Origin of the sequence: Paraurantiacibacter namhicola (assembly GCF_001687545.1) — a bacterium.
GTDB classification, from domain to species: domain Bacteria; phylum Pseudomonadota; class Alphaproteobacteria; order Sphingomonadales; family Sphingomonadaceae; genus Paraurantiacibacter; species Paraurantiacibacter namhicola.
The window spans coordinates 1,145,799-1,159,259 of record NZ_CP016545.1 but is presented as its reverse complement, the minus strand read 5'-3'; the positions used below and the strand labels follow the sequence as shown (position 1 = coordinate 1,159,259).

Annotated in this window: 9 protein-coding genes; 6 read left to right on the top strand and 3 right to left on the bottom strand. The window is 65.7% G+C overall.

Translation table 11 applies throughout. The features are described from left to right. The first annotated feature begins 21 nt into the window (after positions 1-21). From A6F65_RS05595 to A6F65_RS05580, 4 genes are all read left to right on the top strand, one after another. Positions 22-2,181 carry a sodium-translocating pyrophosphatase gene (locus A6F65_RS05595; RefSeq protein WP_067786683.1) on the top strand — a complete coding sequence of 720 codons (2,160 nt, stop codon included), beginning with the start codon at positions 22-24 and terminating at the stop codon, positions 2,179-2,181. Positions 2,182-2,505: 324 nt separating this feature from the next. Beyond that, the gene (locus A6F65_RS05590) at positions 2,506-3,606 is read left to right on the top strand and encodes a GNAT family N-acetyltransferase (protein ID WP_067786681.1); all 1,101 of its coding nucleotides are present in this window, start codon (positions 2,506-2,508) and stop codon (positions 3,604-3,606) included. Then, positions 3,603-4,481 carry a cupin-like domain-containing protein gene (locus A6F65_RS05585; protein WP_205631904.1) on the top strand — a complete coding sequence of 293 codons (879 nt, stop codon included), beginning with the start codon at positions 3,603-3,605 and terminating at the stop codon, positions 4,479-4,481. The genes A6F65_RS05590 and A6F65_RS05585 overlap by 4 nt, the downstream gene beginning before the upstream one ends. A 27-nt stretch (positions 4,482-4,508) precedes the next feature. Then, the gene (locus A6F65_RS05580; protein WP_067786679.1) at positions 4,509-5,420 is read left to right on the top strand and encodes an acyl-CoA thioesterase; all 912 of its coding nucleotides are present in this window, start codon (positions 4,509-4,511) and stop codon (positions 5,418-5,420) included. 21 nt (positions 5,421-5,441) lie between these two features. Here the strand turns inward: A6F65_RS05580 and A6F65_RS05575 are convergent, their stop codons facing one another. Further along, a complete protein-coding gene (locus tag A6F65_RS05575; protein WP_067786677.1) occupies positions 5,442-6,233 on the bottom strand; it encodes an energy transducer TonB in 792 nt (263 codons plus the stop codon). Positions 6,234-6,328: 95 nt separating this feature from the next. Between A6F65_RS05575 and A6F65_RS05570 the strand changes: the two genes are divergently transcribed. Next, positions 6,329-7,051, top strand: a complete 723-nt coding sequence (locus A6F65_RS05570; protein WP_205631903.1) for a CDGSH iron-sulfur domain-containing protein — start codon at positions 6,329-6,331, stop codon at positions 7,049-7,051. On the opposite strand, the gene uvrC is transcribed toward A6F65_RS05570, so the two are convergent. Continuing rightward, the gene (gene uvrC / locus A6F65_RS05565) at positions 7,052-9,025 is read right to left on the bottom strand and encodes an excinuclease ABC subunit UvrC (RefSeq protein WP_067786675.1); all 1,974 of its coding nucleotides are present in this window, start codon (positions 9,023-9,025) and stop codon (positions 7,052-7,054) included. Between the two features lie 46 nt (positions 9,026-9,071). Between uvrC and A6F65_RS05560 the strand changes: the two genes are divergently transcribed. Then, complete coding sequence (locus A6F65_RS05560; protein ID WP_067786673.1) at positions 9,072-10,262, top strand: BaiN/RdsA family NAD(P)/FAD-dependent oxidoreductase; 1,191 nt, start codon at positions 9,072-9,074, stop codon at positions 10,260-10,262. A 120-nt stretch (positions 10,263-10,382) separates the two neighbouring features. Here the strand turns inward: A6F65_RS05560 and A6F65_RS05555 are convergent, their stop codons facing one another. Beyond that, positions 10,383-13,283 (bottom strand): porin family protein, encoded by a 2,901-nt coding sequence (locus A6F65_RS05555; RefSeq protein WP_157093069.1) that lies wholly within the window; start codon positions 13,281-13,283, stop codon positions 10,383-10,385. Positions 13,284-13,461 lie beyond the last annotated feature (178 nt).

Below are 13,461 nucleotides of genomic sequence, written 5' to 3'. Positions count from 1 at the left end.
GATTATAGAGGGGGAGTTGTCGTGGATCTTGTCATGATCGCGATTATCCTGGGGCTGCTGGCCGTCGTGTACGGTATTTTCACCAGCCGCCAGGTACTCGGAGCCGGAGCCGGCAACGAGAAGATGCAGGAAATCGCAGGTGCCATCCAGGAAGGCGCCAAGGCTTATCTCAATCGCCAGTACACCACGATCGGTATCGTGGGCGTGGTCGTGGCCGTTCTGGTCGGGGTTTTCCTCGGCTGGCTGTCGGCCATCGGCTTCGTGATCGGCGCGGTGCTGTCCGGCGTGGCAGGCTACATCGGGATGAACATCTCGGTGAAGGCCAATGTTCGCACGGCTGCCGCTGCGCAGAGCGGGCTGCAGCAGGGCCTTACGCTGGCCTTCCGCGCAGGTGCCATCACCGGCATGTTGGTTGCAGGCCTCGCCCTGCTGGCCATCGCCGTGTTCTTCTGGGTTCTGATCAACCCGCTGGCGCATGAGCCGAACAGCCGCGAAGTGATCGATGCGCTGGTGGCGCTGGCCTTCGGTGCTTCGCTCATCTCCATCTTCGCCCGTCTGGGCGGTGGTATCTTCACCAAGGCTGCCGACGTCGGCGCCGACCTGGTCGGCAAGGTCGAGGCGGGCATCCCGGAAGACGATCCCCGCAACCCGGCCGTTATCGCGGACAATGTGGGTGACAATGTGGGCGACTGCGCCGGCATGGCTGCCGACCTGTTCGAGACCTATGTCGTGACCGTTGGCGCCACCATGGTGCTGACCGCGCTGCTGCTGTCCGGCCTTGGCGAATTGCTGCTGCCGATGATGGCGCTGCCGCTGCTGATCGGCGGTGCCTGCATCGTCACCAGCATCATCGGGACCTATGCGGTGAAGCTCTCCAAGGGCAAAACCAATGTCATGGGCGCGATGTACAAGGGCTTCGGCCTCACGGCCGTGCTGTCCGTGCCGCTGATCTGGTTCGTGATGCAGCTGGCACTGGGCGACATGTCGGCCGAAATCGGCGGCTCCAACCTCGGCGCTGTCGATGCTGGCGCGCCGCTGGCGGAAGAAGGCACGTCCTCGATCGCGCCGTTCACCGGCTGGGACCTGTTCTACAGCTCCGTCATCGGCCTGGTGCTGACCGGCGTCATCATCTGGATCACCGAGTATTACACCGGCACGGGTTTCCGTCCGGTCCGCTCGATCGCCAAGGCTTCGGAAACGGGCCACGGCACCAATGTGATCCAGGGCCTGGCCATCAGCTTGGAATCCACCGCTCTGCCGACGCTGGCCATCGTGGCCGGCATCATCGGCGCGTACCAGTTCGCTGGCCTGATGGGCATCGCCTATGCAGCCACCAGCATGCTGGCACTGGCTGGCATGGTCGTTGCGCTGGACGCTTACGGTCCGGTTACCGACAATGCGGGCGGGATCGCCGAAATGGCGGGCCTAGACGACAGCGTGCGCGAGAAGACGGACATGCTGGACGCTGTGGGCAACACCACCAAGGCCGTGACCAAGGGCTATGCCATCGGTTCCGCCGGCCTTGCCGCGCTGGTGCTGTTCGCTGCCTACACGGCCGACCTTGCCGAGTTCTTCCCGGACGTCGACGTCGATTTCTCCCTGGAGAATCCGTACGTGATCGTCGGGCTGCTGCTCGGTGCGCTGCTGCCTTACCTCTTCGGGGCGATGGGCATGACGGCCGTGGGCCGCGCAGCGGGCGACGTGGTGAAGGACGTGCGTGCGCAGTTCAAGGAAAAGCCGGGCATCATGGATTACTCCGAGAAGCCCGACTACGCCCGGACTGTGGACCTGGTGACCAAGGCCGCGATCAAGGAAATGATCGTGCCGTCCTTGCTGCCGGTGCTCGCACCCATCGTCCTCTACTTCGTGATCACAGCCATCGCAGGCCAGCAGAACGGCTTTGCCGCGCTGGGCGCCCTGCTGCTGGGCGTGATCGTGGGTGGCCTGTTCGTGGCGCTTTCCATGACCGCCGGGGGCGGCGCGTGGGATAACGCCAAGAAGTACATCGAAGACGGCAATCACGGCGGTAAGGGCTCCGAAGCCCACAAGGCTGCCGTGACGGGCGATACGGTTGGCGATCCTTACAAGGATACCGCCGGTCCGGCCGTGAACCCGATGATCAAGATCACGAACATCGTGGCCCTGTTGCTGCTGGCTGCCCTGGCGGGCGGCGCAGCCTAAAGAGAACCCCTATTCGGGGATAGCGAAGCCCCGCCGGAAGCGATTCCGGCGGGGTTTTGTTTTGCCTCGTACAATCGCACACTGAAATGACACGCTGAGAAGGCGCAGATTCCTTGCCGCGCCATTAAGCATTTCGCAGCCCTCCTGCGCTAATCCCGGCATGACCGGACACACCCGGATCACGGCGCGGGGGCACGCTTGGCGAGCAGGGCATTTCAGGGCGAACGCAAAACACCGCAAGGCGGGCATGCTTCGGCAGCTCCGGAGGCGGCTGCGGATGGGGCTGCGAATGCGGCTGCGGATGGCGCATCTGGCCTGCCGCAGATGCGGCTGCGCGCCGTGTCCTGGTACGCCTTCGACAATTCCACCGATATCGCCCGCTGGGATGCGCTGGCCGACCACGCCAGCGAGCCGAACCCTTTCTTCGAAAGCTGGTACCTCCTTCCCTCGCTGCGCGGCTTCGATCCCCGCGGCAAGGCGCAGATACTGGTGTTCGAGGTGGATGGCGAGCTCGCCGGGCTGATGCCGCTGGTCAGCGCGCTCGATTATTACACCCGTCCCGTGCCGCACCTCACCGGCTGGGCCCATGCCAACATGTTCCTCGGCGCGCCGCTGGTCGCCACCGGGCTGGAGCGTGAGTTCTGGCAGCACCTGTTCGACTGGGCCGATATGCATTGCGGTTCTGCCGCTTTCCTGCACCTCGCCGGCCTGCCGCTGGACGGTGTGCTGGCGGACGCGCTGCGCACTGCGCTGGCCGTGCAGGCACGGCCAGCCTCCCTGGCCGAGGAGGAGGAGCGCGCCCTGCTGCAATCCGACCTGACGCCGGACGAATATCTCGAAAGCGCGCTGAAGAAAAAGCGTGTGAAGGAACTCAATCGCAAGATGCGCCGCCTGCAGGACCTTGGCGAGCTGGTGGTGGAAAGCCGCGACGACGCAGAGGGCGTGGATCGCTGGGCACAGCAATTCCTCTCCCTGGAAATGGCCGGCTGGAAGGGGAAGGCTGGCTCCGCCCTCGCCTGCGCGCCGGAAACGGAGAGGATGTTTTGCGCAGCGCTGGAAGGTGCAGCCCGGCTGCGCAAGCTCCAGCGGCTCAGCCTGGTGCTGGACGGCAAGCCTGTCGCCATGCTGGCCACCTTCATCACCGCGCGCGGCGCCTTCGGCTTCAAGACGGCCTTCGACGAAAGCCTCTCACGCCTGTCGCCCGGCGTGGTGCTGCAACGCGAAAACCTCTCCCTGCTGACGCGCGGCGATGTCGACTGGTGCGACAGCTGTGCCAGCGCCGATCACCCGATGATCGACCATTTCTGGCGCGAGCGGCGCCGCATCGGCCGCATCAACATCGCCATCGGCGGCGCCGTACGGCGCAGCCTGTTCCAGCTTTTCGCCCGCGTGGAAACGGGCCAGCCAGCGGATTACGGATCATGACCGAAGCCACCCATCCCGACACGCTGCACGCAAGCGCGCTGCAGGTCTTCCCGCCCGAAACGCGCGCGCGTTTCGCCGCAAGCTATCCGGAGGTGCCGCATCGGCTTGACCACGCGCTGCGGGACCACCCGCTGCTGTCGATCGAGGCGCTGGCCCAGCTGGGCGAAGCGCTGCCAGGGGCGAGCGTGGAGTATAATCGCGGCGACCTGCCCATCGGCGTTGATGGCAAGCCGATTGCCACCGGCCTTTCCATCGGCGAGACCATCCGCCGCGTGGACACCAGCAACAGCTGGGCGGTGCTCAAGAATATCGAACAGCAGCCCGCCTATGCCGCGCTGCTGGAAAGCCTGCTGGGCGAGATCGAGAGCGAGATCACCGCGAAGACCGGCGAGATGCTGAAGACGCAGGGCTTCATCTTCGTCTCCAGCCCCGACGCGGTCACGCCCTATCACTTCGATCCGGAGCACAACATCCTGCTGCAGGTGCGCGGCAGCAAGGTGATGACCGTCTTCCCCGCCGGCGATGCCACCTATGCGCCCGACGAAACGCACGAAGGCTATCACACCGGCGGCCCGCGCGAGCTCAGCTGGCGGGACGAGCTGATGGCTGGCGGCACGCCCATTGCCCTCGCGCCCGGGCAGGCGGTGTTCGTGCCGGTGATGGCGCCGCATTTCGTGAAGAATGGCCCCGCGCCGTCCATATCGCTGTCCATCACCTGGCGCAGCGAATGGAGCTATGCCGAGGCGGATGCGCGCAGCTTCAACCAGCGCCTGCGGGCCATGGGACTTTCGCCGCGCGCGCCGGGCCGCTGGCCGGCCCAGAACCGCGCAAAGGCCTATGCGACACGCCTGCTGCGACGCGCTGGCTTGACATAAGCGGCAATTGCCTTCCCTAATGGGAAGATGAGCAAGGATACCCCCACCGCCGAATCTGCCCCGACCGGAGAGCAACTGGTCGCCGACCTGCTACGCCTGCTGACGCTGGAGCGTATAGGCGAAGACAGCTTTCTCGGCCCGCAGAAGCCCGATGGCGTGGGCCGTATCTTCGGCGGCCAGGTGGTGGCGCAGGCGCTGGTCGCGGCCGAGCATACCGTGCCCGATGGCCGCGCGCCGCACAGCCTGCACGCCAGCTTCCTGCGCGGCGGGGACGAGGACCATCCGGTCGATTACCGCGTGGAACGCCTGCTGGAAGGGCGCAGCTTCAGCCATCGCCGGGTGACCGCCACGCAGCCGGGCGGCACGATCCTGACGGCCAATATCAGCTTCCAGCGGCACGAGGAGGCGCCCAGCCACCAGGCCGCGGACATGCCGGACGTGCCGCCGCCGGAAGATCTGATGGCAGAGCACGTCCTGATCGAACGGATGCGCGAACAGCTCGCAGACAAAATACCCGCCGCCTTCCTGAACCCGCGCCCGATCGAACAACGCTCCGAAAACCTGTCCGCCTTCATCAGCACGCAGGCCAGCGAGCCGAAACAGAACGTCTGGGCCCGCACCCGCGCCGCATTGCCCGACGATCCGGCCATCCACCGCGCCGTGCTGGCCTATTACACCGATTACCGCCTGATGAGCACGGGCACGATGCCGCACGATTTCTCATTCCTGCAGGGCGGGATGGTCGCCGCCAGCCTCGATCACCAGATCTGGTTCCACGACCCGGCGCCCAAGGTCGACGACTGGCTGCTTTACGCGATGACCAGCCCGATCAGCGGCAACGCCCGCTGCCTGAACCACGGCCAGCTTTTCACCCGCGAAGGCCGCCTCGTCGCCAGCACCGCCCAGGAAGGCATGTTCCGCGAACGCAAGCGCGGTTAGGCGGCGTTGCCACCGACGGCCCTACGGCTTGGAATAGTTGACTTCTGCATCGAACTTGCCGGTCGTCGGTTCGCCTTGCGCGTCCAGCGCCGGATCGAAGCGGGAGAATTTCCTGAACCCCTCGCACGCCGCCTCGTCGAGAATTTCGTGCCCGCTGCTTTGCGTAACCACGCAGTCGGACACCTTGCCACGCGCATCTATCGTCAGTTCCATCCCGACGCGGCCGAACAAGCGATGCCTTGCGGCGCGCTTGGGATATGTCGAATATACCGGCTTGAACCAGCTTTTCACATCGCGAGGCCTGGGATCTCGCGATAGGCCTTTCGGCTCCGGGCTGGGTTCTGCATTCCCAAGCGAGTAAACCAGCGTACTCGCCCACCGCCCTTCGGTGGGTTCACCCTTTTCGTCCAGTGCAGGGTAGAACATCGCATGCCGCATCACGCTGGCACAGGCGCTTTCATCAAGGATGGCATGTCCGCTGCTCTGCGTCACATCGCACCGGAAGGGGCGCCCGTCCGGGCCGATCGCGACAGCGAATTCGACGGTACCCGTCAATGAATTGCGCAGCGCATCGACCGGGTAGTTCTCGATCAGCCGCATGGTCCAGATCCGCTGGTTGCACGGCCGGGCTTCCTGCGCGGCCGCGCCCTCTTCGTTGACGCATTCGACCGGCGGGCGCTTGTCTGCCTGCAGTTCCTCATACGGGACGTAGAGCAGCTTTCGAGGATCTCGCTCATCATCCTGTGCAACTGCCTGGGGCGCGCAGATGGCTGCCAGCAGCAAAGCGATCGGCGAAAATTTCAGCAATTTCATCGACTTTCTCTCCCCATCCCCACGGCACAATCACCAAATTCCGCACGCCGTCAACTCCATGCCGATCCAAACCGGAGGGGCCAAGGCTCATCAACATGCCGGAACCGGCCAAGCACTTCCTCGGTTACTTCACCATGGCAGACCAACCCACGATCAAGATCATCAAGGACGGCCCCTATCAGGTGAAGGGCCGCGTGCCCTTCATCGAGCAGAGCATCGCCGTCAACGAAGCGGGCGAATCCATCGAATGGGCTCAGACTGGCGAGTTCGAGGCGAAAGAGACCATGCAGCTGTGCCGCTGCGGCAAGAGCGGCAGCAAACCCTTCTGCGACGGCTCCCACACCGATGGCTTCGACGGCACCGAAGTGGCGGATCGCCGCCCCTTTGCCGAGCAGGCCAAGGTGCTGGACGGCCCGCGCTTCAAGCTGATGGACCAGGAGGACCTCTGCGCCCTCGCCCGCTTCTGCGACACGCACCAAACGGTGTGGGACGAGGTCGAGAAGACAGACGATCCTGAAGTCGCCGCCATCTTCCTCGACCAGATCAGCGACTGCGTTTCCGGCCGCCTCGTCGCCATCGACACGCAGACCGGCGAACCCGTCCTGCCCCCGCGGGACATGCGCCTCAGCACCACGCAGGACCCGGCCGAAGGCGTCTCCGGACCGCTCTATGTCGAAGGCGGGATCCGCGTCGTCTCCGCCGATGGCGAGGAATACGAAAAGCGCAGCCGCATGGCCCTATGCCGCTGCGGCAAGAGCGGGAACAAGCCGTTCTGCGATGGCAGTCATGTAAAGGCCGGGTGGTCGGACAAAGCCTAGTCACCCGCCAGCGTGGTAAAAATCGTACACCGTCTGCGCAACTGCGGCGCTGACGCCGGGTGCGCGTTGCAGGTCTTCCAGGCCGGCTGCGCGGACCTTGCTGGCCGTGCCGAAGTGCAGCAGCAGGGCGCGTTTGCGGGCCGGGCCGATGCCGGGGATTTCGTCCAGCGGTGAGGCGGTGATGGCGCGGCTGCGCTTGGCGCGGTGGGCGCCGATGACGTAGCGGTGCACCTCGTCGCGCAGGCGCTGGAGGTAGAACAGCACGGGCGAGTTCGTCGGCAGCGTTTTCTCGCGCCCGTCGGGGAAGTGGAACACCTCGCGCCCCTCGCGCCCGTGATGCGGGCCCTTTGCGATGGCGATCAGCGGCACGTCCTCGATGCCCATCTCCTCCAGCGTGTCGCGCACGGAGGACATCTGCCCCTTGCCGCCGTCGATCAGGACGAGGTCCGGCCAGACGGTCTCGTGGCTGTCCTTGCGCCCCGTCTCGCCATCCGGGTTTTCCGACAAATTGCGGAAGCGGCGCTGCATCACTTCGCGCATCATGGCGAAATCGTCATTCGACTGCGCGGTCTTGATATTGAACTTGCGATACTGGTTCTTGAGGTAGCCTTCCGGCCCCGCGACCACCATTGCGCCCACGGCCTTGGCGCCCTGGATATGGCTGTTGTCGTAAATCTCGATGCGCTGGGGGATTTCCGGCAGCTCCAGGAATTCGGCCATCTCGCGCATGATCTTCGCCTGCGTGCCGCTTTCGGCCAGCCGCCGCTCCAGCGCCTCCACCGCATTGCGCTGCGCCTGCTTCATCAGGCGCCGACGGTCGCCGCGCTGGGGCACGCTGATTTCAACCTTCCGGTCCGCCAGCTCGCAGAAGGCCTGCTCCAGCAGCTCGCGATCCGGCAGGTCGCGGTCCACCAGGATGGTGCGTGGGGGCGGCACTTCCTCGTAGAACTGCGCCAGAACGCGGCTCAGCACCTCCTCCTCGCTCACGTCCTTGATGTGGCTGGGCCAGAAGGTGCGGTGGCCCCAGTTCTGCCCGCCGCGCACGAAGAAGCCCTGAATGCCCAGCTGCCCGCCTTTGGCTGCCAGGGCGAAGACATCGGCATCGCCCATGCTGCCCGCATTGATGGCCTGCGTGCCCTGGATGAAGGTGGCCGCGCGCAGCCGGTCGCGCAGGATGGCGGCGGTCTCGAAATCGAGGTCCTCCGCCGCCTTGGCCATCTGCGTTTCGATGGTCTTTTGCACCGCGCCGGACTTGCCGCCCAGGAAGTCCTTCGCCTGCTGGACCAGTTCCTCGTAACCCGCCTCGTCGATGCGGCCCACGCATGGGGCAGAGCAGCGCTTGATCTGGTAAAGCAGGCAGGGCCGGTCGCGGCGGCTGAAGAAGCTATCGGTGCAGCTGCGCAGCAGGAACAGCTTCTGAAGCGCGTTGATGGTGGTGTTCACGCTGCCCGCGCTGGCGAAGGGGCCGTAATAGTCGCCCTTCGCCTTGCGCGCCCCGCGATGCTTCTGGATGCGCGGGAAATTGTGCCCGGCGCGCAGCAGGATGAAGGGGAAGCTTTTGTCGTCGCGCAGCAGCACATTGTAGGGCGGGCGGAAGCGCTTGATCAGCTGCGCTTCCAGCAGCAGCGCCTCCGCCTCGCTGCCCGTCACCACGATTTCCATGCTGCGCGTCTGGCTGACCATGCGCTGCAGGCGATTGGTGAGATTGTTGATCTGCGTGTAATTGGCGACGCGCGCCTTCAGGCTGCGGGCCTTGCCTACATAAAGCACATCGCCCCGCGCATCGAGCATGCGATAGACGCCGGGGCGGGGCTTCAGCGTCTTCACCGTGCCACGAATGGCAGCCACGCCCGCCTCCAGGTCCGGCTGAGCGCCCTTGGGGCCGCCGCCCTTCACCGTATAGGTCGCGCGATCCTCGTTGAAGCGGTCCGAACCGGTCGGCGTCGGGGGAGAACCTGCAGGAGAACGCGACATGCCTTGCGAGATAGGATTCCGCGCCGCTTATGGCTAGGGGGCGCTGATGTCCGATTTCGATGCGATCATCCTGGGTGGCGGGGCCGCCGGCCTGATGTGCGCCGCCATTGCCGGCCAGCGCGGTCGGCGCGTGCTTCTGCTGGAAAAGGCGGAGAAGCCCGGCAAGAAGATCCTGATTTCCGGCGGCGGACGATGCAACTTCACCAATATCGGCGCGGGGCCGGAGAATTACCTCTCCGCCAATCCGCATTTCGCCAAGAGCGCGCTGGCCCGCTACACTGCACGCGATTTCCTGGACCTGGTCGAGAAGCACGGCATCGCCTGGCACGAAAAGACGCTGGGCCAGCTGTTCTGTAACGGCAGCGCGCGGCAGATCGTGGAGATGCTGCTGGCGGAATGCGATGCCGCGGTGGATTCCGGCGGAGATGTCAGCGTACGCTGCGAGCAGGAAGTGCGCGCCGTGTCGCGCGGCGAGGATGGCACTTTCACCGTAACCACGCAGGACAGCGCCTTTACCGCGCCCGCGCTGGTCATCGCCACCGGCGGCCCGAGCATTCCCAAGATGGGCGCGAGCGATTTTGCCTATCGCATCGCGCGGCAGTTCGGACTCAAGATCGTGGAGCCGCGCCCTGCGCTCGTCCCCCTGACGCTGGGCGGGGACGAAGTGCTGTTCCGCGAGCTGTCCGGCGTCGCCACCGAAACCGTCACCACGGCAGGCAAGGGCAGCTTCCGCGAGGCTAGCCTGTTCACCCATCGCGGCCTGTCCGGCCCTGCCATCCTGCAGGCCAGCAGCTACTGGCAGGCGGGCGAGCCCATCTCCGTGACGTTCCTGCCCGACCGGCCCGCAGGCTGGCTGCTGGAGGCCAAGCGCGAGACCCCCCGCGCCACGCTGCGCGGCCTGCTGCGCGAGGCCATGCCCCAGCGGCTGGCCGATGTCCTGACCGAGCAGCTGGGTGTCCATGGTGACCTGGGCAACGCACCCGACAAGGCGCTGCGCGCGGCGGAGGAGAAGCTGGCCAACTGGCGCTTCCACCCCAACGGCACCGAGGGCTATGCAAAGGCCGAGGTGACGGCAGGCGGCATTTCCACCGCCGAACTGTCCAGCCGCACAATGAAGGCCAAGCGCGTGCCGGGCCTTTATGCGATCGGCGAGGCTGTGGACGTCACCGGCTGGCTGGGCGGCTATAACTTCCAGTGGGCCTGGGCCAGCGGCGTGGCGGCGGGCGAGGCGTTGTAATCCCCGGAGCCCGCTCACCCTGAGCTGGTGTCGCTGCGCGACAGCTTCGCTTCCGAAGGGTCCAAGCGGCACGCGCTGCGCAAGCGTCCTTCGACAGGCTCAGGAAGAGCGGATGTAGGCTCAGAACAGCTTGCGGAACTCGATCCCGACATAGCGGCCCACCGGGTCCACCCGGAAAGGTTGATACGTGATCGGCACTGCGCCAGTCCCGTCCGTCACCGTCTGGCGCGCATCGAATATGTTGTCCATCCGCACGCTGACGCGCGTCTTGTCGAGGAAGGGCGCGGATTTCATCAGGCCTTCCTGCTGGCTGAGATCGACAAACAGGCGCACGTCGAAGGTGGCGTAATCGCCGAAGAACAGGTCGTTGCTGGCCGGCAGCCCCGTACCGTCGATCCGCGAAGATCCTATGTAATTGCCATCCAGCCGAATGCCGAAGCCGCGGTAGAATATACCGCCGCGCAGTTGCAGGGTGTGGCGCGGTGTGGGGCTGCCCAGCGCATCGCCGTTCAGCAGGTCCAGCTCCGGCACGCCGGGTGCAATCTCTACGGTCCGCGAAAGCTCCCACCCGTGGGAGAGATTGGCGAACCAACGGCCGCGCCCGTCTCCGCCGCCGAACATGCCGCCACCGCGACCGCCACGCCGCGCTCCGCCGCCACCACCCGGACCGCCACGACCGCCAGCCGCCGCACCCGGAGGGCCACCGGCCATGTCCATGCTGCACACGCGCTCGCGGAACTGGGTCAGCCGGTCCATGTCTATCGTGCCATCCGGCCCGCGGAAGCGGTCGAGGATCGCCGCGACCTGTTCCGGCGGCGCTTCCATGCCTTCCGGCATCTGCCCGCCTTCGGCAGCGGCGATCACCTGCTGCAAATATTCCATGCCGTCGTCCGCGCACAGTTTCTCGCGGAATTTCATGAAGTTTTCGCGCCCCTGCGGATTGGCGGTGAAGCCGCCGCCACCGCCGCGTCCGCCAGCTCCGGCAGGGCGGCCTTCGCCGCCGCCACCACTGCCGCCCGGCCTGCCGCGCCCGGCACCCGGAGGCCCGCCCGGCCTGCCGGACGCTGCGCCAGCCTCGCCTTCCGGCTGCGGGTAAGCCTTGCCGAAGGGGCCAGACAGGATCAGGTTGGACTGGATACGGCGCGTATCCTGCCTCGCAAAACTGACGGGGCGAAAGTCGACCGCTGTCAGCGCGCCGGTGCCATCGCGCGTGACCCTGCCCGGAAAAGCGGCCTCGATGTCAGGCGTCAGCAGGGGCAAATTGCCGGATGTGCCGAAGGACGTGTTGTCGACATACTCCATGCTGAGCACGGAGCGGTCGATGCTCTCTCCCAGATCCATGTCCCAGCTCAGGCCGAACTTCCAGTCGCGCTGCGTCTGCGCGGGCAGCAGCGCGTTGCCGCCGGTGGTCGCATCCACCAGCACGGTGGTGCCATTGGTGAAATCATAGACCGCGACATTCGGCGTTACGATCGTCGGCGCGCCCAGCTGCGAGAGGCCGGGCGCGGCATCGGCGCCGAAGCGCGTGGCCGTAAGCGTCAGCCGCTCGTGCGGTTTCCACACCACGCCGGCAGACCAGTCGGTCAGCGTGCCGAAGTCCGACAGCTCGTTGATCCCGGCCGAAAAACTGAGCGAGATATCGCCAAGCGCGTCCCAGTGATCTTCCCGCACGCTGGCGATCGGCACGCCGATGTTAACCCCGGCAGACAGGTCCGTCCGCTCCAGCTCGGTCAGCAGGCCCGGATTGCGCGTGTCCTCGCTCTCGATCCGCTGGAATGACAGGCCTGCATCGAAAGTGACGCTCAGCTCGCCTGCCGGCAGGTAGGCGGGCGTACCCTGCACGGTCAGCAGGCTGGTCACGGTATCAGTCGTGGACTCGGCAACGTCGAAACCTGCATCGGCAAACGCGGGAATGGGATCGGACAGGCCAAAGGTCCCCGCCTGTGCCTGCGCCTGCAGCCCGGTCGTATCGACGCGCCGCGCGATCTCACTACGAGTGTCGGTACGCTGTGCGTTAAGCGTCGCAGTCGCCTGCCAGCCGTCGATCGGGACGTTCAGTGCCGCACCGAAAGCGTAGGAATCGGCCACCGTGCGCGACGTCAGTGGATCATCCACATTGAAAGTTCGCAATGCGGTGTTGCCGCTGCCATCGGAAAGCAGGACGCTATCGAGCCCCAGCAGGCTGCGCGTGTCTGTGCGACCGAAGGTGCCATTGAGCGACAGGCTGGAGCCGCTTTCGCCAAGCTGCGTGGACCAGTTGGCGGTAAACTCGGCGGAGCGGAATTCGCCGATCAACGTGCGGAAATCGGCCTGGTCCGGATCGCTGGCGAATGCTGCGACGCTGCCCGGCGCCTGCACGATGTCCCGCTCTGCCTCCGTCAGCCGGCTGCGGAATGCGGTATCGAGGTTAAGGTTGAGCCGGTTCGTACCGTCGATCCGCAGATACGTCAGTTCCGGATCGGTACGCACGAAGCCGCCATCCCACGGCTGTTTGTAATCCATTTCGACCGCGATGCTGGAATAGCCGTCCACCAGGATGATGTTCACGACCCGCTGGTTGGGAGAGAAGCCGTAACGCTGCGCCACCTCTTCGGTCAGCACTTCGAACGTCTTGATCGCCTCGGGCGGATAGGATCGCAGCTCGCGGAAGCTGGACACGCGCACGCCATTCACCAGGAACACGGGCTGCCCGCCGCCGCCGCGCCCACGGGAACTTGTCACCTGCGGGCCCAGCACCTCCAGCAATTCGCCCAGGGAGCCGACGCCGTAAGCCGCGATATCCTCGCTATCGAGCGAGATGATCGGTTCCTCCGGCACGTCCAGGCCGCGCGCCAGGTCCGCGATCACATAGATTTCGCCGCCATAGGGGATATCGCCGTCTATTGGCCCGGAAGGCTCGGGGGCGGGGTCCTGTGCAGGGTCGGACGGGGCTTCGGGATCGGGCTGCGCATCCTGCGCATAAGCGGGAACTGGCATCGCCAATGCGATGGCGAGAAGGCTGCTGGTATCGAGACGGAACAAAAAGGACCCTTTCCGGTACAGACGCTTCCCCCGCAACGCCGCGTGTCGCGCCCCCGTTACCCTTGTGCAAGCCGCCATTCGTAACCAAATGTCGCGCAGCAATCGACGAAGCGCAGCCAGCAGCCGCCGAAGGTTGCCGCCACTTCCCTTTTCCCCGCCGCGCCGCTAAAGGCCGCGC

Bases quoted from the DNA above. Each gene is read 5' to 3' on its own strand.
- A6F65_RS05560 (WP_067786673.1), top strand. From the start codon at position 9,072: ATGTCCGATTTCGATGCGATCATCCTGGGTGGCGGGGCCGCCGGCCTG.
- A6F65_RS05590 (WP_067786681.1), top strand. From the start codon at position 2,506: ATGCGGCTGCGCGCCGTGTCCTGGTACGCCTTCGACAATTCCACCGAT.
- A6F65_RS05585 (WP_205631904.1), top strand. From the start codon at position 3,603: ATGACCGAAGCCACCCATCCCGACACGCTGCACGCAAGCGCGCTGCAG.
- A6F65_RS05580 (WP_067786679.1), top strand. From the start codon at position 4,509: ATGAGCAAGGATACCCCCACCGCCGAATCTGCCCCGACCGGAGAGCAA.
- A6F65_RS05575 (WP_067786677.1), bottom strand. From the start codon at position 6,233: ATGAAATTGCTGAAATTTTCGCCGATCGCTTTGCTGCTGGCAGCCATC.
- A6F65_RS05570 (WP_205631903.1), top strand. From the start codon at position 6,329: ATGCCGGAACCGGCCAAGCACTTCCTCGGTTACTTCACCATGGCAGAC.
- uvrC (WP_067786675.1), bottom strand. From the start codon at position 9,025: ATGTCGCGTTCTCCTGCAGGTTCTCCCCCGACGCCGACCGGTTCGGAC.